Here is a 23607-nt window from a genome sequence, read left to right as displayed (position 1 = left end):
CCCGCTCCCACATTGGTTTTGCGGTGTTTTCCGGGCCAGTTATCACACAGTCCCAATTGGGCATTTTTTTTGCCGCCCATGGCGGGCATACTAGGCCGTCCCTTTCCCTGGTGCCGCCCGCCCCTATGCTTCGCGTCCTGATAGCCCTAGCTCTGACATGCCTGCTCCAACCGGCCTTTGCTGATGAGCGCGCAGATACCCAACAACAGTTGGACGCCACGCGTCAGGACATTGCCGAGCTGAAGAAGCTGCTGGGCAAGCTGCAGGAAGAAAAGTCCGGTGTGCAGAAAGAGCTCAAGGGCACCGAAACCGAAATGGGCAAGCTCGAGAAGCAGGTCGAAGCCCTGCAAAAAGAGCTGAAGAAAAGCGAAGCCGAGCTGCAGCGACTCGATGCAGAGAAAAAAAAACTCCAGAGCGCGCGCATTGAACAGCAACGACTGATCGCCATTCAGGCCCGGGCGGCCTACCAGAACGGTCGTCAGGAATACCTCAAGCTGCTGCTCAACCAGCAGAATCCTGAAAGATTTGCCCGTACCCTCACCTATTACGACTACCTGAGCCAGGCTCGCCTGGAGCAGTTGAAGAATTTCAACGAAACCCTGCGCCAACTGTCCAATGTCGAGAAAGACATCGCCATGCAGCAGGCGCAACTGCTGGTGCAGCAAAGCAGCCTCGACACCCAGCGTGATGAGCTCGAGAAAGTCCGCAAGGAGCGCCAGCAAGTCCTGGCCAAGCTCAATGACGACGTAAAGGCCCGGGATCAGAAACTGGCGGCGCGCGAGCAGGATCAGGCAGACCTGTCTAAAGTCCTTAAAACCATTGAAGAAACTCTGGCACGCCAGGCCCGTGAGGCAGAAGAAGCGCGACAAAAAGCGCTGATTGCCCAGCAGGAAGCCGAAAAAAAGCGTTTACGTGAGGCCCAGGCGCAGGCAGATGCCAGCGACGATGCCCCACGCAAACCGGTCAGATCGACACCTGGCGCACTGGTTTCCAGTTCCGGCGAAACCTTTGGCGGTCCGTTTGCGTCAACCCGCGGCAAACTTCCCTGGCCTGTCGATGGTCGACTGCTGGCGCGCTACGGTGAAAGCCGAGGCGACGATGCCCGGACCAAGTGGGATGGCGTGATGATCGGCGCGTCTGCCGGCAGTGCGGTGCGTGCCGTACACGGTGGTCGCGTGGTGTTCGCCGACTGGTTGCGCGGCGCCGGGCTGCTGGTGATCCTCGACCACGGCAATGGTTATTTGAGTCTGTACGGTCACAACCAGACGCTGCTCAAGTCTGCCGGTGACGTTGTAAAAGCCGGTGAGCCTATTTCCACTGTCGGTAGCAGTGGCGGGCAGGACACACCAGCGCTGTATTTCGCAATTCGTCAGCAGGGTCACCCGAGTGACCCTGCGCAATGGTGCCACGCGCAAGGATAGGCGTAGAGTCACCTACATTAGGAGTTCGTTCGACATGCTGCATTTGTCCCGCCTTACCTCGCTGGCCCTGACGATCGCCCTGGTGATCGGCGCGCCTCTGGCGTTTGCCGCTCAACCAGCGCCGGTGGTTGCGCCTGCGGGCACTGCCGCGACCACCAAGGCGCCGCTGCCGCTGGATGAGTTGCGCACCTTTGCCGAGGTGATGGACCGGATCAAGGCCGCTTATGTCGAACCGGTGGACGACAAGACCCTGCTGGAAAACGCCATCAAGGGCATGCTCAGCAACCTCGATCCGCATTCCGCCTACCTGGGCCCTGAAGATTTCGCCGAGCTGCAGGAAAGCACCAGCGGTGAATTCGGCGGCCTGGGCATTGAAGTCGGCGCCGAAGACGGCTTCATCAAGGTGGTGTCACCGATTGACGACACCCCGGCCTCCAAGGCCGGCATTCAGGCCGGCGACTTCATCGTCAAGATCGACGGCCAGCCGACTCGCGGCCAGAGCATGACCGAAGCCGTGGACAAGATGCGCGGCAAGATCGGCCAGAAAATCACCCTGACTCTGGTGCGCGATGGCGGCACGCCGTTCGACGTGACCCTGACCCGCGCCGTCATCCAGGTCAAGAGCGTGAAGAGCCAGTTGCTGGAATCGGGCTACGGCTACATCCGCATCACCCAGTTCCAGGTCAAGACCGGTGAAGAGGTTTCCAAGGCCCTGGCCAAGCTGCGCAAAGATAACGGCAAGAAGCTCAAGGGCATCATTCTCGACCTGCGCAACAACCCGGGCGGGGTGTTGCAGGCGGCGGTGGAGGTGGTCGACCACTTCATCACCAAGGGCCTGATCGTTTACACCAAGGGGCGTATCGCCAACTCCGAGCTGCGTTTCTCTGCCACCGGCAAGGACGAAAGCGAAGCCGTGCCAATGGTCGTGTTGATCAACGGCGGCAGCGCCTCGGCTTCGGAAATTGTCGCCGGCGCCCTGCAGGACCAGAAACGCGCCGTGCTGATGGGCACCACCAGTTTCGGCAAGGGCTCGGTGCAAACCGTGCTGCCGCTGAACAATGAACGCGCATTGAAGATCACCACAGCGTTGTATTACACGCCGAACGGCCGCTCCATCCAGGCCCAGGGCATCGTCCCGGACATCGAAGTGCGCAAGGCCAAGATCACCAGCGAGCAGGACAGTGATTACTTCAAGGAAGCGGACTTGCAGGGTCACTTGGGCAATGGCAACGGCGGTGTCGACAAACCGACCGGTTCCAGCGGCAAAGCCAAGCCGATGCCGCAGGACGATGATTACCAACTGGCCCAGGCCCTGAGCCTGCTCAAAGGGCTGAGCATCACGTCCGGCCGTTGAGATGTTTCTGCGGTTGCTGATCGGACTGTTGTGTTGTCTGGCGGGTCTTGCTCATGCAGAACCCGCCGGATCGACGTCCCACAAAGCCTACCTGAGCCTGATCATCGATGACCTGGGGCAGAACCTGCCCCGGGATCGCCGCGTGCTGGCCCTGCCCGGCCCGGTGACTGCGGCGATCATGCCCGATACACCCCACGCCACCGAATTCGCCCGCGAAGCCCATCGCGCCGGCAAGATCGTCATTCTGCACATGCCCATGGATCCGGCCACCGGACCGTTCGCCTGGCATCCCGAACTGCCCGTCGATGAGCTGGAAAAACGCCTGAACGCCGCGTTCAAAATGGTCCCGTACACCAGCGGCATCAACAACCACATGGGTAGCCGCATGACCGCACAACCAACGGCCATGGCCTGGCTGATGGCGGCCTTGCAGCGACGGCACAAGTTCTTCGTCGACAGCCGCACCAGCGCCCAGACCGTAGCCGCTGCCCAAGCGCAGAAGATCGGTTTGGCGAGCGTTTCACGGGATGTATTTCTCGACGATGAGCGTACTGAAGCAGCGATTTTGACCCAGTTGCAGACCGCGATCAGCCTCGCGCACAAGCAGGGTTCGGCGGTGATGATCGGGCATCCGTATCCACAGACGCTGGCGGTACTGGAACGCGAACTGCCCAAGCTCAAGGCTCAGGGGATCGAGTGGATTGATATCCGGCAGATGATCAGTGTGCGCGGAAACCGGGCGACGGCGGCGCATGGCAAGGATGGGATATATCGCTGAGTCTGCGCACCGCAGAACAAAAATGTGGGAGCGGGCTTGCTCGCGAAGGCGTCGTGTCAGTCAACATCATTGCTCCCTGGTACACCGCTTTCGCGAGCAAGCCCGCTCCCACATTGGTATGTGCAGGATCGCTAGAGATACTGCGCCATTATCTCGTCCACCCGACCTTCCTTGCGCATCTGATCCAGCGCCGCCTGGAGCTTGGCAACCGTTTCGTCCGGCACGTCCTTGTTCAGTGCCAGGTACAGTTCGGCACTGTTGAAACGCAATACGGTTTTCAACCCGTTAACCCCTTCCTGGCGCGCCAGATAGCGCCCGGCGGGGTCACCAGTGGCCCACAGGTCGATCTGCCCGTTGACCAGTTTTTTCGCGTTGTCCTGGTCGCGCAGTACAACAATCGGATTGAGTCCCTGCTTGGCCAGCGTCTCGGCAATGGCGTCGCCCTTGTAGGCGCCGATCTTGTATTTGCGCGCGTCATTCAAGGTTTCGAGGGTGATCTTGCTGTCAGCCTTGGCCAGCATGATCCAGTCGTCCGGGCCAATCGGGCCGACCCATTTGAAGAGTTTTTCGCGATCGGGCAGGCGCGCCATGACGAATACGCCGTAACCGGGTTTTTCCAGGGTGAGTTTGTAGATTCGCTCCCAAGGGAAACGTAACGTCAGGCTGTAGGTGATGTCGGCGCGCTTGAATATCTCGCGGACGATATCGGTGGCGATGCCATCGATGTTCTCGTCCTGAGCGAAGTTCTTGCCGTTCTTCGCCATGTTGTACGGCGGGAAATTTTCCGTCAGCAACACCAGGTCGGTATCGGGGCTGTCTTTAGCGTTTGCTCCGTTGATCAACAACAGAGAAGCGCTGGCAAGGACGATAAGAAAGCGTTTAAGCATGTCTGGCTACCGAAATCCATGGCGTACCCAAGAGTGCCTTGGGTACGCCATGGTGTCCACTGGCCTGTACCGGTTTGTTTAACGCATCACGATTCCGCGATGGGCCATATAGGCCTTGGCTTCCTGCACGGTGTATTCGCCGAAGTGGAAAATACTCGCCGCCAGAACCGCGCTGGCGTGGCCTTCGATAATGCCGTCGGCCAGGTGTTGCAGGTTACCGACACCGCCGGAGGCGATCACCGGAATGCCCAGTGCATCACTGATGGCGCGGGTGACGCCCAGGTCAAAGCCGTTTTTCATGCCGTCCTGGTCCATGCTGGTCAGCAGGATTTCGCCGGCGCCCAGGCCTTCCATTTTCTTCGCCCACTCAACGGCGTCGAGACCGGTTGGTTTGCGACCGCCATGGGTGAAGATTTCCCAGCGCGGGGTTTCGCCCGGTCCGGAAACCTTCTTCGCGTCGATAGCCACCACGATGCATTGCGAACCGAAATGCTGCGCGGCTTCGCCGACAAATTCCGGGTTGAACACTGCGGCGGTGTTTATCGAGACCTTGTCCGCGCCGGCATTGAGCAGGTTGCGGATATCCTGCACGGTGCGCACGCCGCCGCCCACGGTCAGCGGGATGAACACCTGGCTGGCCATGCGCTCGACGGTGTGCAGCGTGGTGTCGCGGCCATCGACGCTGGCGGTGATGTCGAGAAAGGTAATCTCGTCGGCGCCCTGCTCGTCGTAGCGACGAGCAATTTCCACCGGGTCACCGGCGTCGCGGATGTTTTCGAATTTCACACCCTTGACCACCCGGCCGTTGTCCACGTCCAGGCAAGGGATGATGCGTTTGGCCAGCGCCATGATCAGTCCTCAGCCTTTGTATGAATCGCAGAAAGCTTGCGCTTCAGCGACATCGAGGGTGCCTTCGTAGATCGCGCGGCCTGTGATCGCACCGATGATGCCTGGCGCCTTGGCGTCGAGCAGGGTCTTGATGTCACCCAGGTTGTGGATGCCGCCGGAAGCGATCACCGGGATCTTTGTTGCAGCAGCCAGTGCCGCGGTGAACGGTACGTTGCAGCCCTGCATCATGCCGTCTTTGGCGATGTCGGTATAAACGATCGAAGACACGCCGTCGGCTTCAAACTGCTTGGCCAGGTCGATCACCTGGATGGTGCTGATTTCAGCCCAGCCGTCAGTGGCGACAAAACCGTCTTTGGCATCCAGACCCACGATGATTTTGCCCGGGAACGCGCGGCAGGCTTCTGCAACAAAGGCCGGATCTTTCACGGCCTTGGTGCCAATGATCACGTAGCTAACGCCCGCTTTCACGTAGTGTTCGATGGTTTCCAGGGAGCGGATACCGCCGCCGATCTGGATCGGCAGGTTCGGATAACGCTTGGCGATGGCGGTGACCACTTCGCCGTTGACCGGCTGGCCTTCGAAGGCGCCGTTCAGGTCGACCAGATGCAGACGACGGCAACCGCCCTCCACCCACTTGGCTGCCATGCTCACCGGGTCATCGGAGAACACTGTGGAATCTTCCATGCGGCCCTGGCGCAGACGAACACAGGCACCGTCTTTAAGATCGATAGCGGGAATAATCAGCATCTGGCAAACCTTCAAATTCGAATGTTCAGCTTGGCTCGGAAATCAGTTTTTCTCGAGCGCCCACAGGTCGCTTTCGATGCTTTCGAACCTCTCTTTGAGGTGCGCCTGCACATCGAAAATCGCCCTGTTGTAATAGTGCGGAGCAATTTCACGGGTAAACAGCTCAAGAATCTCCGCCGCCTCGAACGAACCGAGGTCGAGCTCAAAGCGGTCTTCCATGAAACGCTTGATCTTGCGATTGGCCTCGCTCTCCTGTTCGGGAGTGAGGGTCAGAATCGGCGGCTTCTTCTTGACGGCCATTTACCAGCGACCGTCCCACGCAGCGAAGTTCTGCAGCAACTGCAGGCCATGGGTATGGCTTTTCTCCGGGTGGAACTGCACGGCGAAACGCGAGCCTTCGGCCAGCGCCGCGGCGAAATCGACACCGTAGTGACCGCCACCCACCACCTGCCGCGCGTTGGCGGCAGCGATGTAGTAGCTGTGCACGAAGTAGAACCGCGCCAGGTCCGGAATGTCGTGCCACAGCGGGTGACTGACCTTCTGCTTCACTTCGTTCCAGCCCATGTGCGGGACTTTCAGGTGTTCGCCGTCTTCATGCAGGTCTTTGCCGAAGAACTTCACCGCGCCCGGGAACAGGCCGATGCAGTCGACACCGTCGTTCTCTTCGCTGGTGTCGAGCAAGGCTTGCATGCCCACGCAGATGCCAAGGAACGGCCGGTCCTGGCTGACTTCACGCACCAGCGAATCGAAGCCGAGGCGAAGGATCTCCGCCATGCAATCGCGAATCGCGCCAACGCCGGGGAAAACCACCCGGTCGGCTTCGCGAATCACATTGGCATCACTGGTGATCAGCACCTTGCCGGCACCGACGTGCTCGAGGGCCTTGGCCACCGAGTGCAGGTTGCCCATGCCGTAATCGATAACCGCGACTGTCTGCATTACAGGACGCCCTTGGTCGATGGCATTTGCCCGGCCATGCGGTCATCGAGCTCGACGGCCATGCGCAGAGCGCGGCCGAAAGCCTTGAACACGGTTTCGATCTGGTGGTGGGTGTTGGTGCCACGCAGGTTGTCGATGTGCAGGCTGACCAATGCATGGTTGACGAAGCCCTGGAAGAATTCCTGGAACAGGTCAACGTCGAAGCCGCCGACGGTGGCGCGGGTGTACGGAACATGCATCTGCAGGCCTGGACGGCCGGAGAAGTCGATCACAACCCGCGACAGCGCTTCATCGAGCGGCACGTAGGCGTGGCCGTAGCGACGGATGCCTTTTTTGTCGCCGATGGCTTTGGCAAACGCCTGGCCGAGGGTGATACCGACGTCTTCCACCGTGTGGTGGTCATCGATATGCAGGTCGCCCTTGCTGACAATATCCAGGTCGATCAGCCCGTGACGGGCGATCTGGTCCAGCATGTGCTCAAGAAAAGGAACACCGATATCGAATCGGGCCTTTCCGGTGCCATCGAGGTTGATCGAGGCTTTGATCTGGGTTTCCAGAGTGTCGCGCTCGACAGACGCCTTACGTTCGGCCATCACCAGCTCCGCAAAATCATTGGGCGAAAAAGGCAGCCATTATAGGCGTGCGGGGCCGAAACAGAAACACGAGAGGTGATATCCCTGACGGAGTGAATTCAGGGGTGCCGGCGATAGACATGTCCATACAAGCCATTTGGCACACCACAAAACAAAATGTGGGAGCGGGCTTGCTCGCGAAGGCGGTGTTTCAGGCAACTTTAAGTCGACTGGCACTGCGCCTTCGCGAGCAAGCCCGCTCCCACAGGGTGATGCGTTTTACTTAGTGAAACAGCACCGCCGTCTTCTGCAAGGTCACCCAGACACCCCACGCCAGCGGAATGCCCACCACCAGCCATGCCGCAATCGCCAGCGGTTTGGTGCCCGGCGCGGCTTTCCACTCCAGCACGGTGCTGCTGTCGGCGCCTTTGTCATGACCCAGCGCCTGTTCGGCTGCCAGCTCAGCATCCGTCATGAAGTACTTGTCCGCCACCGGACGCACCAGCAGGTTGCACAGGAAACCCAGCACCAGCAGGCCGGCGAGGATGTACAGGGTGATGTCGTAAGCCGCCGCACGCTCGACGCCGATGCTCAGTTGATATTCACGCAGATAATTCACCAGCACCGGACCGAGCACACCGGCAGCAGCCCACGCCGTCAGCAGACGACCGTGAATCGCACCGACCATTTGCGTACCGAACAGGTCCGCCAGATACGCCGGAACAGTCGCGAAGCCACCGCCATACATCGACAGGATGATGCAGAACGCCGCCACGAACAGCGCGATGCTGCCCAGGTGACCCAGGTTCGGAATCAGTCCGTACAGGGCAAAGCCCAGGGCGAAGAACACGAAGTAAGTGTTTTTGCGGCCCAGGTAATCCGAGAACGAAGCCCAGAAGAAGCGCCCGCCGATGTTGAACAGGCTGAGCAAACCGGTGAAGCCGGCAGCGATGGCGGCGATCGAAGCCAGTTGCGAAGCGTCGAGTTGGCCGAACGCCAGGTCATTGCCCAGCAACTTGCCAGCGAACACTTCCTGCAACAGCGGCGACGCCATGCCGAGGATGCCGATACCAGCCGATACGTTCAGGCACAGCACCAGCCACACCAGACGGAACTGCGGCGTCTTCCAGGCCACATTCACGTGAACATGACGATGAGTGATCATCGCGTTCGAGGCTTTTTTCGCCGGGGCCGTCCAGCCTTCTGGCTTCCAGCCGGTTGGCGGAACGCGGTAGGACAGTGCGCCACCGATCATGAACACGAAGTAGATGGCAGCCATCACCAGGAAGCTCTGCCAGACGCCGACGCTGGTTGGCGAGGCGAAATGCCCCATCAGTGCCGCCGCCAGCGGGGCGCCGACCATTGCGCCACCGCCGAAGCCCATGATCGCCATGCCGGTCGCCATTCCGCGCTTGTCCGGGAACCATTTGATCAGGGTCGACACCGGCGAAATGTAGCCCAGGCCCAGGCCGATACCGCCAATGACCCCGGAGCCGATCCACATCAGCCAGATCTGGTGGGTATACACCCCCAGCGCCGAAATCAGCAGGCCGCCACACCAGCACAGTGCCGATACGACACCGGCCTTGCGCGGTCCGGCATGCTCCAGCCAGCCACCCCAGATGGCAGCCGAGCAACCCAGGAAGATGAAGAACAGGGTGTAGATCCAGCCGAGCATCGAGATCGGCCAGTCACACTGGGACGAAAAGACTTGTGCGATAAAACTCATGTCCGGTGCGCAGGCCACTGGAGCGGAGATGCCCAGCGCCTTGGACAGCGGCAACCAGAACACCGAAAAACCGTAGGCCATACCGATGCACAAGTGGATGGCCAGCGCGGCCGGTGGCACCAGCCAACGGTTGAAACCGGACTTGGCGATGATCCGCTCCTTGGAAAGGAACGCAGGCTGGTCGGCGCTGAAGCCGTCCGCCGTGATGCTCGTGGTCATTGTGTATCCCCCAATTATTTGTATGGTTCGCCAGCCACAGTTCACTCCCGGCCTTTATGCACGCAGGCATGACCGTTTTTTTTGTAGAGCACCTTGTTGTGCGACAACAGGTCGCAGAAGGACGGACGAACGGGCAAAGGTTACCATTTGCAAGTGACAGAAAAACCAAGCTGACATCACCTTTTGTACGTCATCTGATCTCTATCGCTTCATGACCTCACAGGAATCACCATGCCGATCATTGTCGAGCCGCTGAACCAAGCCACTGCCCAGGATCGGCAGGATCTGCAGAAGATCTACTGCGACGCCCCGGACTGGCTGTTCGCCCCTTTTTCCGGGGCCGCTCAGTTGATCGAAGACTGTTTGCGCGACGGCACACTGATCGCCGGACGCTTCAACGATCGCCTGCTGGGCGCGGCCCGGTTGCAAAGGCACCAAGACGCCTGGCACTTGTCCCAAATATGTGTTCGAAAAATTACCCGTCGCCGTGGTGTTGCCGAGCGACTGGTTGCCGAAGCCCAGAAAATGGCCGCGCAATCGGGCATGCCCCTGCGCCTGCTGGCGCCTGCCGGGCATCTGGAGGCTCAGGCGCTGGCCGCCAAGCTGAAACTGCCACTGGATGTGCTGCCAGCGTGATCACTGACCGGTCGTCTGTTCGGGGGCGCTATACTCCTCGGCTAAATTTTGAATTCGACTAATTACAAGGACTCGCCCATGAAAGCGTTCGGCAAAATCCTGGGTCTGGTACTTCTCGGGCTGTTGCTGATCATTGTGGCGCTGGGCTTTGCCCTGACCCACCTCTTCGATCCCAACGACTACAAAGACGAGATCCGCCAGATTGCCCGCGACAAGGCCCACATCGAGCTGACGCTCAATGGCGATATCGGCTGGAGCCTGTTCCCGTGGCTGGGCCTGGAACTGCACGACGCCAGTGTCGCGACCATGGTCAAACCGACCGAACCGTTTGCCGACTTGCAGATGCTAGGCCTGTCGGTACGCGTACTGCCGCTGCTGCGCCGTGAAGTGCAGATGAGCGACGTACGTGTCGAGGGCCTGAACCTGCGCCTGAACCGTGACAAGGACGGCCACGGCAATTGGGAAGACGTCGGCAAGCTGCCGGTATCGGCCAACACCGGCGCGACCAGCACCCCGCCAGCCGCTGGCGAACCGGCGCCCGAAGCCAGCGTCGCGGCGGAAAAACCGCCTCAGCCGATCCGCCTGGACATCGACAGCCTGACCGTGAACAACGCACGGGTCGAGTACACCGACGAACGAACCGGCAAGAGCTTCAGCGCCGAAAGTATTCAGTTGAGCACCGGTGCGGTTCACGACTCCGTCAACATTCCGCTCAAGCTCACGGCTTTCCTGTCAGCCAACCAGCCGGCATTGCGAGTGCGCACCGAGCTCAATGGTGAGGTGCGTATCGCACGCGCTCTGCAGCGCTATCAGCTCGAAGACATGAAATTGTCCGGTGAAGTGACCGGCGACCCGCTGCAAGGCAAGACCATGACGTTCTCCGCCCAGGGCCAGTTGGTGCTGGACAAGGCCGCCAATGTCGCCGAGTGGACCGGCATCAAGATCTCCGCCAACCAGCTGCGGGCACTGGGTGAACTGAAGGTCAACGACCTCGACAAGACCCCACAAGTCAGTGGCGGCATCTCGATCGCCCAGTTCGACCTGGCGAAATTCGTCGATAGCATCGGCCAGAAACTCCCGGCCATGGCCGAAGGCAGCCTGAGCAAGGTCGAACTGGTCAGCCGTCTGGCTGCAACACCCACCAGCCTGGCGCTCGACAATATCAACCTGAAAGTCGACGACAGCACCTTCAGCGGCCGCATTGCCGTCGAAGACTTCGCCAAGCAATCGCTGCGCGCAGCACTCAAGGCCGACACCTTCAACGTCGACCGCTACCTGCCGCCGAAATCCGCCGAGGCCAATAGCGCGACACAAGTGCGCCAGGCCGAAGTCGCCAGCACCGAAGCCGATGCAATGGCCGGCGCCGGCAGCACTCCGTTGCCACCCGCGCCGACCAAGGACGCCTGGAGCAGCGACCGCCTGTTGCCCGTGGAACGCTTGAGCAAGCTCGATGTGGACGCCGACCTGACCTTCGGCCAGTTGACCCTGCAAAAATTGCCGATTCATAACGCTGCGCTCAAGGCCACCGGCCAGGGTGGCCTGCTGACACTGGCCAACCTGCGCGGCGATCTGTACGAGGGCAACTTCGAAACCACCGGCACGCTCGATGTGCGCCAGCCAGTGCCGGCGCTGAACCTGCAGACGAAGATCAGCCGGGTACCGGCGGAAAAAATCCTCGAAAGCCAGGGCAAGAACCCGCCCGTCAAAGGCCTGGTCACGCTCAACAGCAGCCTGACCGGCAGCGGCAACAGCCAGAAAGCGTTGATCGATACCCTCAACGGCAATGCCAGTTTCATCATCAACAATGGCGTGCTGCTCAACGCCAACCTTGAGCAACAGCTGTGCAAAGGCATCGCCACGCTCAACCGCAAAACCCTCAGCGGCGAGCCCCGGGGCAAGGACACACCGTTCCAGGAGCTCAAGGGCAACCTGACCTTGCGTAACGGCGTGGCCAGCAACCCGGACCTGAAAGTGCGCATCCCGGGCATGACCGTCAACGGAGACGGTGACATCGATCTGCGAGTGTTGGGCATGGACTACCGCGTCGGCATCATCGTCGAAGGCGATACCAGCGCCATGCCGGACCCTGCTTGCCAGGTGGGCGACAAGTTTGTCGGCATCGAGTGGCCGCTGCGTTGCCGCGGCCCGCTGGAGCTGGGCGCCAAGGCTTGCCGTTTGGATAACGACCGCATGGGCCAGGTCGCGGTCAAACAGGCTGGCGACAGGATCAGCGAAAAAATCGAGGAGAAATGGGGCGACAAAGTCGACCCGAAACTGAAAGACGCGCTCAAGGAAATGTTCAAGCGATGAGAGCCGAGCAGTTTTCAACGGCGGTGCTGGACTGGTTCGACCGCCACGGCCGTCACGATTTGCCCTGGCAGCAGGACATCAACCCGTATCGGGTGTGGGTCTCGGAAATCATGTTGCAGCAGACCCAGGTCAGCACCGTGCTGAATTACTTCGACCGTTTCATGGCCTCGTTACCGACGGTCCAGGCGCTGGCGTCCGCGCCGGAAGACGAAGTGCTGCACCTATGGACGGGCCTTGGTTACTACACCCGCGCGCGCAATTTGCAGAAGACCGCGAAGATCGTCGTCGAGCAGTACGGCGGCGAATTTCCCCGGGACGTGGAAAAACTCACTGATCTGCCGGGGATCGGCCTGTCCACCGCCGGCGCCATTGCCAGCATCAGCATGGGCCTGCGCGCGCCGATCCTCGACGGCAACGTCAAACGGGTGCTGGCGCGCTTTACCGCGCAAGAGGGCTACCCCGGCGAGCCAAAGGTCGCCAAACAGCTCTGGGCCAACGCTGAGCGCTTTACGCCGCAGACCCGCGTCAACGCCTACACCCAAGCGATGATGGACCTGGGGGCGACGCTCTGCACCCGCAGCAAACCGAGTTGCCTGCTGTGCCCGCTGGAAAAGGGCTGCGAGGCGCACATGCTCGGCCTGGAAACCCGCTACCCGATCCCCAAGCCGCGCAAAGCCATCCCGCAGAAGCGCACGCTGATGCCGATGCTCGCCAACGCCGAAGGCGCGATCCTGCTTTACCGTCGCCCGTCCACGGGCCTGTGGGGCGGTTTGTGGAGCCTGCCGGAACTCGACGACCTCGATGACCTGCCGCACCTGGCATCGCAGCACTCGCTGGAACTGGGCACACAACAGGCATTGCCAAGCCTGGTGCACACCTTCAGCCATTTTCAGTTATCCATCGAACCCTGGCTGGTTCAGGTCCAGGAGAGCGGCCATCACGTGGCCGAGGCTGACTGGCTCTGGTATAACCTCGCCACCCCGCCGCGCCTGGGCCTTGCCGCCCCGGTCAAAACCTTGCTCGAACGCGCGGCCGCCGTATTGAACGCAGGAGAGTCGTCATGACCCGCACCATCATGTGCCGCAAGTACAAAGAAGAATTGCCAGGCCTGGAGCGCGCTCCCTTCCCGGGCGCCAAAGGCCAGGACATTTTTGACCACGTCTCGCAAAAGGCCTGGGCCGACTGGCAGAAGCACCAGACCCTGCTGATCAACGAAAAACGCCTGAACATGATGAACGCCGAAGATCGCAAATATCTTCAGGGCGAGATGGACAAGTACTTCTCCGGCGAGGATTACGCCAAGGCCGAAGGCTACGTGCCGCCGTCGGAATAACCCCGATTTATCGGGGGTCGGAACGTAAGCGACGGTAATAATTAAAATTTTTATGAAAACTTGCTTGACGACCCCCTGAAAAACCCGTTTAATGCGCCCCGTTGCCCAGATAGCTCAGTCGGTAGAGCAGGGGATTGAAAATCCCCGTGTCGGCGGTTCGATTCCGTCTCTGGGCACCAAATACCGAAAACCCTGAATCGCAAGATTCAGGGTTTTTTTATGCCTTGGATTTGATGAAGCACCGATCCCGTCACCCTCGAAACAACAATTCCCACCTCCTGTCACCACGCCAGCCAGTACCCGTAATGGTTGCCGGGGCTAAGTCCCGAAAGCTTCAGACATTGGTTATCGGTCCTTCCTGGCAGTCTCTCGGGTCTGTCGGAACACTCCGTATGCTCTAACGGAAATGGATGACATACGCTGAAAATGAAATTGAGCAGAATCGGGGGAGGAGCTGCCGCATAACCGGGAGCAGATACACAACAGGGATATAGACAATGACTGAGGTGATTCAACCAGACGTCGAAACTGCTGAGTTTTTTACTGAACAAGAAATCAGGACTTTCAGCTTTGATATCCACCAGTCAGCATTGCTGCACAAGTTGGCCAAAGAGCTGACCGCCATCGGCGGGCCTCAAGCACCAGGAGCCAGGTCCAAAGCCTCTCTGGCAGCCACCGAATTAACGTTCCTGTTTTCGAAAGACCAATGCGAACTGCTGGATGCCTATTCCGAAGGCCTTGTTTGCGCGTTGATCTTTGAAGGGCTGCAAAAAATCTCAGACGCCACCCCTCCAGATGCACTACCAGACCAGACATCCCTGGAAAACCGATACGACGTCCTTTGCCTGGCCGCCCGTAATCAGATCTTGTTGAAACTGGTGGGTAACAGTGCCTTTGCCTACGACATGGACAATGAAGGAAAACTGGTTCGACTGGTGGCCAACTTCAAGGGCGGCGGACTGACCAGAATCCCTGCCGAGCCGGACATCAAGGAACTGAGTTCCCATTCCGGCCTCGCGCTTGGCCCGCATACAGAGGCGCCCTACTGGTGCGCCGTGAACGCGAAAGACGGGCACTCGCCCTCTCCATCGTCGCTCATACTTTCCGCCTTGTGGAACCCAAGCCTGGAGCCTACGCGAGTCATTCCACTACCTCCCATACTCGAAAAAATTGGCGTCACCAACTGCCTCGCACTGACCACAGGTAACTTCCAGTTCACTCGTAGTGACTCCTTTGTCAGTGGCAAAGGGGAAGATGGCCGCAACGTTTCGATTCTGGAGTTCGACGACAAGGCAGGGTTCGCAGCCCGCTTTAACACGTATCGTTTTTCGGTCAATGACAACGCCTCGACCTTTGTGAAAGCGGCTTACACTGCCCTTTGCCAGGGTGTGGGTGAAGCAACTCCGGTCGAGTACACGCTGAACCAGGAATCGGCCATGGTCATCAATAACATCCGGGCTCTGCACTGTCGCGATGTCATCAAAGACAACAGACGGGTCTTGGTTCGTATTTTCGGACTTTCAAAATTTTCTTGCCCCATCGTTGTTTCCGACGACCCGCTAGTGCTGCAGGGCTGATTCTTTTATCACCAGCTGTTGAACGACCAGTCATGTGATTACTGGCCAATAACCATAAAGAGAGAATGCAATGTCTTGGGATGTAATTGGCATGTTGGCGCTCGTCGCTTTTTTCGCCGGTTTTTTTGATGCGATTGCCGGTGGTGGCGGTTTGATCACCTTGCCTGCATTGTTCCTGGCAGGTGTAGATCCGATCAGTGCAATTGCCACAAACAAGTTCCAGGCCGCTTCAGCAACAGTTTCGGCAACGGTAACCTTTGCTCGCAAAGGAATGATCGAGTGGCGCGAAGGCCGTTTCCTGGTTATCTGCGGATTTGTTGGCGGCGCCAGTGGTGCCTTGTTGGTCAGCACTATTGATAAGCGCTATCTGGAAGTTTGCGTGCCTATCATGCTGATTCTGGTAGCCATCTATTTTGCGCTCTCTCCAAAGCTGGCCAATGAAGATCGACGCAAGAGAATTGGTGTTCTGTTTTTTTCGTTTAGCGTTGCGCCGATCCTGGGTTTTTACGACGGTATATTCGGCCCCGGTGTGGGCTCTTTCTTTATTGTCGGATTTGTACTGCTCTGCGGCTTGGGCATGATGCGGGCCATGAGCTTTACCAAACTTGCCAACGCCTCATGCAATCTCGGTTCCCTATCGGTCTTTATCACTAAAGGTGTGATTATCTGGCCGATAGCCATAGCCATGGCTTTGGCGGCCTTCATCGGCGCTCAATTGGGTGCACGGGCCGCTGTCCGGGTCGGACCACGGTTGATCAAACCCATGTTGATCGTGGTCTGCTGCGCTTTGGCCATCAAGCTGCTGAGCGTAGAAACCAACCCTTTACGCGTTGCACTCATCCAGGCGTACGCGGGTGTTAATCACGAAAAACCCTGAGTCGCAGGACTCAGGGTTCAGAGCCTCTCGTTAACTCGCATCATTCCAGTGGAAAACCAGGTTACGGGCTGCACCATTGCCAACATCGGCAACGTCCTGCCGTGTTTCGCCGTTACGCGTCGCAATGACCGTATATTTGCCGGCAGGCAGTTTCACGTAAACCAGCGGACCGGCGTCATTGAGCGTCAGTACGGTCTGCCCCGGGGCTTTCTGAATAACTACATTCACATCAGAAGTGTATTCATTTCCCGTCCCGACAGAGAACGTCATGTGCAGGTTGTAGCCAGTGGTCTGCTGGATGGCCTTGGACTCATCCTCGCCGATACCGCCGGACAGGTAGGTGATGCCGTTTTGTTCCTGGCTTTGCACCTGCACCCCCTGGCCGTCGATGGGCTCAAGGCTGGCGGCAGGTGTCATCGCTGGAAACAACAGCACGCCTACAGCGGTGAGGGGCAACAGGAGTGTATGGAGGTATTTCATGATGGCGACTCCCGGGTTCTGCGGAACCCAATCGTTACACTCTTTGGATTTCCAGCCGGAGGGAGGCGTTTAGATTGATTTGGCCTGAGTACGAAACGTACTACGCCATTTGTTCCTCAGCCCTCGCCCACCATCAGACCTGTCCTGCCGGACAACCCGGTATTTCCTGCCTGTTTCTCGGCAACCCCCGGCATCTTCGAAGGGGCTCTCTTGTCATTCTCTTTCGCTGTTCAACCTGCTGCGGAAGACCTCATGACGGCCCCCACCCCCAACGACACTCACGACCCACATCTGGCATCACTGCTTGGCAACCTTGGCAAATTGATCCATCAGGCACGTCAGAAAGTGCTTCGGGCAGCCGACACCGTGCAAGTGCAAACCTGTTGGCAAACTGGTCGGCATATCGTTGAGTTCGAACAGAACGGCGCGCGACGGGTCAGGTATGGCAAAGAGTTACCGTCGACGGTGGCCAAAGCACTAACTGCGGAGTTCGGAAAGGGATTTGACGCTTCCAACCTTCGGTACATGCGTCTGTTCTATCAAGCCTTTCCAATTCGTGACGCACTGCGTCACGAATTGAGCTGGACCCACTACCGCCACCTGCTTCGGGTCGACAACGACAGCGCTCGTCTCTGGTACATGAACGAATCAGCCACCCAAAACTGGTCAAGCCGCGCCCTGGAACGCCAGATCAATACGCTGTACTACGAACGCCTGCTGGCGAGCCGCGATCGCGGCAGCGTCAAGCAGGAGGCCGCCACCCACATTCAAAACATGAAGGCCAGCCCTCGGGATTTCGTCCGTGATCCGGTAGTACTGGAGTTTCTTGGTTTACCCAATGCCGGCAAGCTTCAGGAAAGCGAGATCGAACAAGCGCTTATCGAACAATTGCAGGGCTTCTTGCTGGAGCTGGGAAAGGGCTTCGCATTCATTGCCCGCCAGCAACGCATCAGTACCGACAGCAAAGACTTCTACATCGATCTGGTGTTCTACAACTACTTGCTCAAGTGCTTCGTCATCTTCGATATCAAGCGCGGTGAACTGACCCATCAGGATGTGGGGCAGATGGACATGTACGTACGCATGTACGACGACCTGAAACGCGGCGTGGAAGACGGCCCCACGGTCGGCATCATTCTCTGTGCGCAAAAGGATGAATCCGTGGTGCGGTATTCAGTGCTCGAAGGAAACGAGCAACTGTTCGCCAGCAAGTACAAGCTTGTCCTACCGAGTGAGGAGGAACTCCGTAATGAGCTGGATCGGGAACGGGTGGCACTTGAAGAACGATTGCTCAATCAGTAAATGCGTTGAGGCGAATGGATTGTTCATCAACGGCATCAAGACTATCGTTGGCAGCTACCCGCAAAGGTCTGACACCGATGAATTTGCAGGACACGCCTCCGCTGGCCCCCAGTCGCAACGAGTTGCCGCTGCCGGATACCACGCCCGGCAAACCGTTCAAGGAAACCGCCTCGGATGGTTTCATCCTCGGCGGCTTCACCTGGCGACACCCTTCTCGGGACACCGCTCGCCCGGTCGTGATCATCAATGCCGCCACCTCGGTCCGTTGTCGCCACTACTCGCGCTTCGCCGACTACCTGTTCGTCCACGGCTTCGATGTCATCACCTATGACTACCGCGGCATCGGCGAGTCGCGGCCGGCATCGCTCAAGGGTCTTCAAGCCTCGTGGACCGATTGGGGAGCGCTGGATTTCGAGGCGATGCTCAAGCGCGCACAGCGTGAGTTCCCACAACAGCCTATCGATGTGGTCGGCCACAGCTTTGGCGGCTGTGCAGCGGGCCTGGGGGCGTCCGGGCACCTGATACGGCGCCTGGTGACGGTCGGTGCGCAATTCGCCTACTGGCGCGACTATGCGCCCGCTCAGCGCTGGCGAATGTTCGGCAAGTGGCATGTGGTGATGCCACTGGTGACGATGCTGTGCGGCTACTTTCCGGGCAAGCGCCTTGGCTGGCTGGAAGACACACCCGCCGGCGTGGTCCGTGACTGGAGCCTCTCCACTGCCCGCTACGAGAAACGCTCCAGCGGCCGCACAATCAGCAAAACCGCCGGGCAGCTGCCCTTTGCCGGCGTCACCGCGCAAACCCTGGCCATCAGCATCAGCGACGATCCCTACGGCACGGTCCCGGCCATCGAACGCCTGCTCGGCTACTTCACCGGCAGCACAAACTCTCACCTGCGTATCCGTCCTGAAGACATCGGCGAAGAAGAAGTCGGACATTTCGCCTTTTTTCGCAGCGCATACCAAGCCACACTATGGCCCATTGCATTGGCCTGGTTGCAAAACGGCGAACTGGTCCCCGGCACACCCGGGCGAACGGTGCCACGCAGCTGAGCCACCCGCCCCTTTCAACGAATTACGGAACGACGCCCATGGCCTCCGCCAACAAGCAGCAAAAACGCGCCTCCCGCGCCAAGGCCAAGGCCAAGCAAAACCGCACCCAGCGAGCTGCCGCACCGGTGGAACTGGACCCGAACGACGATCGCATCGACTTCGAATCGGTGGACCTGACCGAACTGTTCAAGAAAATGATCGACGCCGAAAAGATCAGCCAGCAAGCCCTGTGCACGGCCTTCCTCGAAGACCCGTTGCTGGAACTGGTGTACGAGCAGGAAGGCGAGGAAGGCGCGATGGACTTCATCCTTGCCGCGCTGATCGAATATCGCCAATGGTCAACCGAAACCGACGAAGCCGGCGCCCTGGCGTGGATCGAATCACCGGCCTTTCAGGCCGACTACGTGGCGGCGTCCGACGCCATTGCCGCGCAAACCCAACAGAAACCGAACTGAGTTCCCATGGCCTCCCTGAACAAGCAACAGAAACGCGCCAAGCGCGCAAAAGCCAAAGCCAAGCAGATCAATATCCACGGCCGAAAACCCGCCGCGCTGGACGATGATCTTGGCCACCTCGCCGAGCCGATCCCGGAATACACCCTGGCGATGTTCAGCAAAATGCGTGACGCGGAAGCCGTCAGCCGCAGCGAAATGCTCTCGGTGCTGCTGACGAACCTGGCCTTTATCATCATCGACCATCCAGAACTGCTGGACATGGAAAACGCCGACGACGAAGGCATGGCCGCCACCCACCTGGCCGCCGACATGCTGATCGACTACCGCATGTGGGCCGACGGCATGGACCGCGAGACCGCCCAGGCGTGGCTGAGCGAACCGCAGTTCATTGCTGACTTCGGTGACGCACTGGATGTCTACCGCGAGTCGCTGGAAGCGCCGGAAGAAAAAGCCGAGTAAGGGTTACGACTCAAACAAAAACGGCCGCTTGTCATCACTGACAGCGGCCGTTTTGCGTTACGCGGTATGGATCAGTTCAGCACTACCGCGCCACGCTTTTCCAGTTTGCGACGGCGAGCCACCAGCAAGCCGGCCGCTACCACCAGAGCACTGAGCAAGCCGGTCGCGAGAATTTCCACGCGATGGGCTTCCTGGAACAGCATGATGGTCAGGGCCGCGACGATGAAGACGATCACCGCGTAGGTCAGGCCCGGGAACAGCCACATGCTGAAGGCAATTTTCTCCCCGCGCGCTATACGCTGCTTGCGCATGCGCAGTTGCGAAATCGCAATCACCAGGTACACCAGCAATGCGATGGCGCCGGAGCTGGCCAGCAGGAATTCGAACACCGCAGCCGGAGCCACGTAGTTGGCGAATGTTGCCAGGAACGCTGCGCCAGTGGACAGCATCACCGCCCAGTATGGCGTGCCACTTTTGTTGGTGCGGGTGGACATGGCCGGCGCATCGCCGCGCTTGCCCAGGGAGAACAACATCCGCGACGAGGTGTAGAGCGCCGAGTTCAGGCAGCTGGTCACAGCGACCAACACCACGATGTCGACGATCATCTTGGCGTTAGGGATGCCCATGCGCTCAAGTACAGTCTGGTAGGAGCCCAGGCTTGCCAGTACCGGGTCGTTCCAAGGCACCAGAGCCACGACGATGAAGATCGACACGAGGTAGAACAAGCCGATCCGCCAGATAACCGAGTTGGTGGCCTTGGAGATTTGCTTGCCAGGGTTCTTCGATTCCGCGGCCGCGATGGTCACGATCTCGGTGCCCATGAAGGAGAACATGGTGGTCAGGATGGCACCCAACACCGCGCCCATGCCGTTTGGCAGGAAGCCTTGGGTGTCGAACAGATGGGAAACGCCGCTGACCTGGCTGCCCGGCAGGAAGCCGAAGATCGCCATGAGGCCCAGAACAATGAAACCGATGATGGCCAACACTTTGATCAGGGCAAACCAGAACTCGAATTCACCGTAGTTCTTCACGCTGAACAGGTTGGTCACGGTCAACAGCATCGTGATGACCAGGGCGAAGGCCCAGATGTCCACGCCAGGGAACCAGGCATGCAAGATGGTCGCGGCAGCGTTGGCTTCCAACGGGATCACCAGAACCCAGAACCACCAGTACAACCAGCCGATGGTGAAGCCGGCCCAGTGACCGATCGCGCGGTCGGCGTAAGTCGAAAACGAACCGGTGTCCGGCGAGGCAACGGCCATTTCGCCGAGCATGCGCATCACCAGCACCACCAACATGCCGGCGGCGGCGTAAGCCAACAGAACAGCCGGACCTGCAGCGGCGATGGCGTGACCCGAGCCAACGAACAAGCCGGCGCCGATAACCCCGGCAATCGACAGCATGGTCACGTGGCGCGGTTTGAGCCCCTGTTCGAGGCCATTAGAGCTTTGGGTACTGCTCATTAAAACTACCTTTGTAAGGAGAAGCGAATGCGTGCATCCCGTTCGGCGGACCTTCTCGTAAAAAGAAGCCAACAGGGCGTTCTGGATTCTGCACGCAATAATTGCGCCAAAATATTTCAAAACCCTCTAGCCCGGCGATCTCGCCTCGACCGGACGGTCATCGCAACCCTTTGAATTTAATGGCACTTTGCCAAAGCGTTACCCTGCGACCCACTTTTGCGGATACATCAGCGCACCGGAAACACACCTGAAAAGGGCTCCGCGCACATTAAAAGTGCACAAGCGGTGCATTTGGCCGGATAGCGCTTCCAACACCCTGTCAAAGCTGGCAACATCGCGCCTTTTTTTGCGGCAGCCACCGCGCTTTTTATCGACAGGCAAGGTTCAAACGGCTGTTCGGTTGTTGATGGGGCGACAGTCTGCTGCGCTGATGCGACAACCTGCCACGCACCAGCCGTTTACCGTCCCTAGCGCTGTTGGCTGCCATTGAAACGCTATGCTAGGTTGGCCGCCTCGCCAGGAAGGCCGCCAACAGCAGGAGCGCAACATATATGAGGAACGCACATGGCTGAGGCCACGCCCGCGCTTGAAATCCGCAACTTGCACAAACGCTACGGTTCGCTGGAGGTGCTCAAAGGCATCTCGCTGACCGCCCGCGACGGCGATGTGATCTCGATCCTGGGTTCCTCCGGCTCCGGCAAGTCCACGTTCCTGCGGTGCATCAACCTGCTGGAGAACCCGCACCAGGGCCAGATTCTGGTCGCCGGCGAAGAACTCAAGCTCAAGGCCGCGAAGAACGGTGAACTGGTGGCCGCCGACGGCAAGCAGATCAATCGCCTGCGCAGCGAAATCGGTTTTGTGTTTCAAAACTTTAATCTGTGGCCGCACATGAGTGTGCTCGACAACATCATCGAAGCCCCGCGCCGCGTGCTCGGTCAGAGCAAGGCCGAAGCCATCGAAGTGGCCGAAGCCCTGCTGGCCAAGGTCGGCATCGCCGACAAGCGCCATGCCTACCCGGCGCAGTTGTCCGGCGGCCAGCAACAACGCGCGGCCATCGCCCGCACCCTGGCCATGCAGCCCAAGGTCATCCTGTTCGACGAGCCCACCTCGGCGCTTGACCCGGAAATGGTCCAGGAAGTACTTAATGTCATCCGCGCGCTGGCCGAAGAAGGCCGCACCATGCTGCTCGTGACCCACGAAATGGGCTTCGCCCGTCAGGTCTCCAGTGAAGTGGTGTTCCTCCACCAGGGCCTGGTAGAAGAGCAAGGATCGCCACAGCAGGTGTTCGAAAACCCGCTTTCGGCGCGCTGCAAACAATTCATGTCCAGCAACCGCTAACGGAGCTACCCACATGCAAAACTACAAAAAGGTCTTCCTGGCTGCCGCCGTCACCCTGGCGTTCAGCGCCGGTGCCATGGCCGAAACCCTGAAGATGGGCATCGAAGCGGCTTACCCGCCGTTCAACAATAAAGATGCCAGTGGCAATGTCGTCGGCTTCGACAAAGAGATCGGCGACGCCCTGTGCGCCAAGATGAAAGTCGAGTGCACCGTCGTGACCTCCGACTGGGACGGCATCATCCCGGCCCTGAACGCCAAGAAGTTCGACTTCCTGATCTCCTCGATGTCGATCACCGACGAGCGCAAGCAAGCGGTGGACTTCACCGACCCGTACTACTCCAACAAGCTGCAGTTCATCGCCAAGAAAGACATCGACTTCAAAACCGACAAGGCCGCGCTCAAAGGCAAGATCATCGGCGCCCAGCGCGCTACCCTGGCCGGCACCTTCCTGGAAGACAACTATGGTGACGACATCACCATCAAGCTCTACGACACCCAGGAAAACGCCTACCTCGACCTGACTTCCGGCCGCCTGGACGGCATCCTGGCCGACAAGTACGTCAATTACGAATGGCTGAAAAGCGACGCTGGCCGTAGCTACGAGTTCAAGGGTGACCCAGTGGAAGAGAGCGACAAGATCGGTATTGCCGTGCGCAAGAAGGACCCGATCCGCGAGAAGCTGAACACCGCGCTGAAAGAAATCGTCGCTGACGGCACCTACAAGAAGATCAACGACAAGTACTTCCCGTTCAGCATCTATTGATACTGACCTGCCTGACCGGCGCCTGATGGCGCCGGTTCTCGGCCTTGCCTGCCGCGATTTGAAAAGA

The 23607-nt window shown here is 59.2% G+C and carries 24 protein-coding genes and 1 tRNA gene; 16 read left to right on the top strand and 9 right to left on the bottom strand.

Features of this window, described 5'->3' with window-relative positions:
• The first annotated feature begins 125 nt into the window (after window positions 1–125).
• The 3 genes from KGB20_RS27735 to KGB20_RS27725 are packed head-to-tail and all read left to right on the top strand — an operon-like array spanning window position 126 to window position 3553.
• Entirely contained in the window at window positions 126–1421 is a 1296-nt protein-coding gene (locus KGB20_RS27735; protein WP_057712408.1) for a murein hydrolase activator EnvC family protein, read from the top strand.
• Window positions 1422–1455: 34 nt separating this feature from the next.
• Window positions 1456–2775, top strand: coding sequence for a S41 family peptidase (locus KGB20_RS27730; protein WP_057712409.1), 1320 nt, complete (start codon window positions 1456–1458; stop codon window positions 2773–2775).
• 1 nt (window position 2776) lies between these two features.
• Window positions 2777–3553: a divergent polysaccharide deacetylase family protein gene (locus KGB20_RS27725; RefSeq protein WP_154861218.1), complete on the top strand. Its 777-nt coding sequence runs from the start codon at window positions 2777–2779 to the stop codon at window positions 3551–3553.
• A 131-nt stretch (window positions 3554–3684) separates the two neighbouring features.
• Here KGB20_RS27725 and KGB20_RS27720 read toward each other — a convergent pair whose 3' ends face one another.
• The 7 genes from KGB20_RS27720 to KGB20_RS27690 all read right to left on the bottom strand — a co-directional run bounded on the left by KGB20_RS27720 (window position 3685) and on the right by KGB20_RS27690 (window position 9495).
• Complete coding sequence (locus KGB20_RS27720; RefSeq protein WP_150812002.1) at window positions 3685–4440, bottom strand: substrate-binding periplasmic protein; 756 nt, start codon at window positions 4438–4440, stop codon at window positions 3685–3687.
• Between the two features lie 78 nt (window positions 4441–4518).
• On the bottom strand, window positions 4519–5289 hold the full coding sequence (gene hisF / locus KGB20_RS27715) for an imidazole glycerol phosphate synthase subunit HisF (RefSeq protein ID WP_007972752.1): 771 nt from the start codon (window positions 5287–5289) through the stop codon (window positions 4519–4521).
• Between the two features lie 9 nt (window positions 5290–5298).
• The gene (gene hisA / locus KGB20_RS27710; protein WP_027617356.1) at window positions 5299–6036 is read right to left on the bottom strand and encodes a 1-(5-phosphoribosyl)-5-[(5-phosphoribosylamino)methylideneamino]imidazole-4-carboxamide isomerase; all 738 of its coding nucleotides are present in this window, start codon (window positions 6034–6036) and stop codon (window positions 5299–5301) included.
• Between the two features lie 42 nt (window positions 6037–6078).
• Window positions 6079–6336: a DUF2164 domain-containing protein gene (locus KGB20_RS27705; RefSeq protein WP_007989200.1), complete on the bottom strand. Its 258-nt coding sequence runs from the start codon at window positions 6334–6336 to the stop codon at window positions 6079–6081.
• Window positions 6337–6975, bottom strand: a complete 639-nt coding sequence (gene hisH, locus KGB20_RS27700; RefSeq protein ID WP_154910706.1) for an imidazole glycerol phosphate synthase subunit HisH — start codon at window positions 6973–6975, stop codon at window positions 6337–6339.
• Window positions 6975–7568: an imidazoleglycerol-phosphate dehydratase HisB gene (gene hisB / locus KGB20_RS27695; protein WP_003218037.1), complete on the bottom strand. Its 594-nt coding sequence runs from the start codon at window positions 7566–7568 to the stop codon at window positions 6975–6977. Before hisB ends, hisH begins: the two co-directional genes overlap by 1 nt.
• 262 nt (window positions 7569–7830) lie before the next feature.
• A complete protein-coding gene (locus KGB20_RS27690; protein WP_154910707.1) occupies window positions 7831–9495 on the bottom strand; it encodes an OFA family MFS transporter in 1665 nt (554 codons plus the stop codon).
• 231 nt (window positions 9496–9726) lie between these two features.
• On the opposite strand from KGB20_RS27690, the gene KGB20_RS27685 reads away from it, so the two are divergent.
• From KGB20_RS27685 to KGB20_RS27655, 7 genes are all read left to right on the top strand, one after another.
• A complete protein-coding gene (locus KGB20_RS27685) occupies window positions 9727–10131 on the top strand; it encodes an acetyl-CoA sensor PanZ family protein (protein WP_057712414.1) in 405 nt (134 codons plus the stop codon).
• Window positions 10132–10209: 78 nt separating this feature from the next.
• Window positions 10210–12441 (top strand): AsmA family protein, encoded by a 2232-nt coding sequence (locus KGB20_RS27680; RefSeq protein ID WP_154861221.1) that lies wholly within the window; start codon window positions 10210–10212, stop codon window positions 12439–12441.
• On the top strand, window positions 12438–13505 hold the full coding sequence (gene mutY / locus KGB20_RS27675) for an A/G-specific adenine glycosylase (protein ID WP_150812006.1): 1068 nt from the start codon (window positions 12438–12440) through the stop codon (window positions 13503–13505). The genes KGB20_RS27680 and mutY overlap by 4 nt, the downstream gene beginning before the upstream one ends.
• On the top strand, window positions 13502–13774 hold the full coding sequence (locus KGB20_RS27670; protein ID WP_007989188.1) for an oxidative damage protection protein: 273 nt from the start codon (window positions 13502–13504) through the stop codon (window positions 13772–13774). The genes mutY and KGB20_RS27670 overlap by 4 nt, the downstream gene beginning before the upstream one ends.
• Window positions 13775–13877: 103 nt before the next feature.
• Window positions 13878–13953: transfer RNA gene (locus KGB20_RS27665), tRNA-Phe, on the top strand.
• A gap of 318 nt (window positions 13954–14271) precedes the next feature.
• Window positions 14272–15351, top strand: a complete 1080-nt coding sequence (locus KGB20_RS27660) for a hypothetical protein (RefSeq protein WP_150812007.1) — start codon at window positions 14272–14274, stop codon at window positions 15349–15351.
• A 70-nt stretch (window positions 15352–15421) separates the two neighbouring features.
• A complete protein-coding gene (locus KGB20_RS27655) occupies window positions 15422–16228 on the top strand; it encodes a TSUP family transporter (protein WP_102670733.1) in 807 nt (268 codons plus the stop codon).
• Window positions 16229–16258: 30 nt separating this feature from the next.
• Here KGB20_RS27655 and KGB20_RS27650 read toward each other — a convergent pair whose 3' ends face one another.
• On the bottom strand, window positions 16259–16708 hold the full coding sequence (locus tag KGB20_RS27650; RefSeq protein WP_154861224.1) for a carboxypeptidase regulatory-like domain-containing protein: 450 nt from the start codon (window positions 16706–16708) through the stop codon (window positions 16259–16261).
• Window positions 16709–16960: 252 nt separating this feature from the next.
• On the opposite strand from KGB20_RS27650, the gene KGB20_RS27645 reads away from it, so the two are divergent.
• From KGB20_RS27645 to KGB20_RS27630, 4 genes are all read left to right on the top strand, one after another.
• On the top strand, window positions 16961–18010 hold the full coding sequence (locus KGB20_RS27645) for a YhcG family protein (protein WP_154910708.1): 1050 nt from the start codon (window positions 16961–16963) through the stop codon (window positions 18008–18010).
• A 77-nt stretch (window positions 18011–18087) separates the two neighbouring features.
• Window positions 18088–19062, top strand: coding sequence for an alpha/beta fold hydrolase (locus KGB20_RS27640; protein ID WP_154910709.1), 975 nt, complete (start codon window positions 18088–18090; stop codon window positions 19060–19062).
• 38 nt (window positions 19063–19100) lie between these two features.
• Entirely contained in the window at window positions 19101–19517 is a 417-nt protein-coding gene (locus KGB20_RS27635) for a hypothetical protein (RefSeq protein ID WP_090452584.1), read from the top strand.
• Window positions 19518–19523: 6 nt separating this feature from the next.
• On the top strand, window positions 19524–19976 hold the full coding sequence (locus KGB20_RS27630) for a hypothetical protein (protein WP_057712423.1): 453 nt from the start codon (window positions 19524–19526) through the stop codon (window positions 19974–19976).
• Between the two features lie 71 nt (window positions 19977–20047).
• On the opposite strand, the gene gabP is transcribed toward KGB20_RS27630, so the two are convergent.
• Window positions 20048–21439: a GABA permease gene (gene gabP, locus KGB20_RS27625; RefSeq protein ID WP_057712424.1), complete on the bottom strand. Its 1392-nt coding sequence runs from the start codon at window positions 21437–21439 to the stop codon at window positions 20048–20050.
• Between the two features lie 564 nt (window positions 21440–22003).
• On the opposite strand from gabP, the gene KGB20_RS27620 reads away from it, so the two are divergent.
• Together KGB20_RS27620 and KGB20_RS27615 are read left to right on the top strand one after the other, a co-directional pair.
• The gene (locus tag KGB20_RS27620) at window positions 22004–22777 is read left to right on the top strand and encodes an ABC transporter ATP-binding protein (RefSeq protein ID WP_007972784.1); all 774 of its coding nucleotides are present in this window, start codon (window positions 22004–22006) and stop codon (window positions 22775–22777) included.
• Between the two features lie 13 nt (window positions 22778–22790).
• A complete protein-coding gene (locus tag KGB20_RS27615; protein ID WP_015093061.1) occupies window positions 22791–23540 on the top strand; it encodes an ABC transporter substrate-binding protein in 750 nt (249 codons plus the stop codon).
• Window positions 23541–23607: the final 67 nt, after the last annotated feature.

This window comes from Pseudomonas sp. BF-R-30, from assembly GCF_019956175.1.
Classification (GTDB): Bacteria; Pseudomonadota; Gammaproteobacteria; order Pseudomonadales; family Pseudomonadaceae; genus Aquipseudomonas; species Aquipseudomonas jessenii.
Note: the sequence above shows the minus strand (reverse complement) of the source record. Positions and strands in the feature narration are given on the sequence as shown.

Excerpts from the sequence above, each read along its gene's own strand:
- KGB20_RS27735 (WP_057712408.1), top strand. The coding sequence starts at position 126 with ATGCTTCGCGTCCTGATAGCCCTAGCTCTGACATGCCTGCTCCAACCG.
- KGB20_RS27730 (WP_057712409.1), top strand. The coding sequence starts at position 1,456 with ATGCTGCATTTGTCCCGCCTTACCTCGCTGGCCCTGACGATCGCCCTG.
- KGB20_RS27725 (WP_154861218.1), top strand. The coding sequence starts at position 2,777 with ATGTTTCTGCGGTTGCTGATCGGACTGTTGTGTTGTCTGGCGGGTCTT.
- KGB20_RS27720 (WP_150812002.1), bottom strand. The coding sequence starts at position 4,440 with ATGCTTAAACGCTTTCTTATCGTCCTTGCCAGCGCTTCTCTGTTGTTG.
- hisF (WP_007972752.1), bottom strand. The coding sequence starts at position 5,289 with ATGGCGCTGGCCAAACGCATCATCCCTTGCCTGGACGTGGACAACGGC.
- hisA (WP_027617356.1), bottom strand. The coding sequence starts at position 6,036 with ATGCTGATTATTCCCGCTATCGATCTTAAAGACGGTGCCTGTGTTCGT.
- KGB20_RS27705 (WP_007989200.1), bottom strand. The coding sequence starts at position 6,336 with ATGGCCGTCAAGAAGAAGCCGCCGATTCTGACCCTCACTCCCGAACAG.
- hisH (WP_154910706.1), bottom strand. The coding sequence starts at position 6,975 with ATGCAGACAGTCGCGGTTATCGATTACGGCATGGGCAACCTGCACTCG.
- hisB (WP_003218037.1), bottom strand. The coding sequence starts at position 7,568 with ATGGCCGAACGTAAGGCGTCTGTCGAGCGCGACACTCTGGAAACCCAG.
- KGB20_RS27690 (WP_154910707.1), bottom strand. The coding sequence starts at position 9,495 with ATGACCACGAGCATCACGGCGGACGGCTTCAGCGCCGACCAGCCTGCG.
- KGB20_RS27685 (WP_057712414.1), top strand. The coding sequence starts at position 9,727 with ATGCCGATCATTGTCGAGCCGCTGAACCAAGCCACTGCCCAGGATCGG.
- KGB20_RS27680 (WP_154861221.1), top strand. The coding sequence starts at position 10,210 with ATGAAAGCGTTCGGCAAAATCCTGGGTCTGGTACTTCTCGGGCTGTTG.
- mutY (WP_150812006.1), top strand. The coding sequence starts at position 12,438 with ATGAGAGCCGAGCAGTTTTCAACGGCGGTGCTGGACTGGTTCGACCGC.
- KGB20_RS27670 (WP_007989188.1), top strand. The coding sequence starts at position 13,502 with ATGACCCGCACCATCATGTGCCGCAAGTACAAAGAAGAATTGCCAGGC.
- KGB20_RS27660 (WP_150812007.1), top strand. The coding sequence starts at position 14,272 with ATGACTGAGGTGATTCAACCAGACGTCGAAACTGCTGAGTTTTTTACT.
- KGB20_RS27655 (WP_102670733.1), top strand. The coding sequence starts at position 15,422 with ATGTCTTGGGATGTAATTGGCATGTTGGCGCTCGTCGCTTTTTTCGCC.
- KGB20_RS27650 (WP_154861224.1), bottom strand. The coding sequence starts at position 16,708 with ATGAAATACCTCCATACACTCCTGTTGCCCCTCACCGCTGTAGGCGTG.
- KGB20_RS27645 (WP_154910708.1), top strand. The coding sequence starts at position 16,961 with ATGACGGCCCCCACCCCCAACGACACTCACGACCCACATCTGGCATCA.
- KGB20_RS27640 (WP_154910709.1), top strand. The coding sequence starts at position 18,088 with ATGAATTTGCAGGACACGCCTCCGCTGGCCCCCAGTCGCAACGAGTTG.
- KGB20_RS27635 (WP_090452584.1), top strand. The coding sequence starts at position 19,101 with ATGGCCTCCGCCAACAAGCAGCAAAAACGCGCCTCCCGCGCCAAGGCC.
- KGB20_RS27630 (WP_057712423.1), top strand. The coding sequence starts at position 19,524 with ATGGCCTCCCTGAACAAGCAACAGAAACGCGCCAAGCGCGCAAAAGCC.
- gabP (WP_057712424.1), bottom strand. The coding sequence starts at position 21,439 with ATGAGCAGTACCCAAAGCTCTAATGGCCTCGAACAGGGGCTCAAACCG.
- KGB20_RS27620 (WP_007972784.1), top strand. The coding sequence starts at position 22,004 with ATGGCTGAGGCCACGCCCGCGCTTGAAATCCGCAACTTGCACAAACGC.
- KGB20_RS27615 (WP_015093061.1), top strand. The coding sequence starts at position 22,791 with ATGCAAAACTACAAAAAGGTCTTCCTGGCTGCCGCCGTCACCCTGGCG.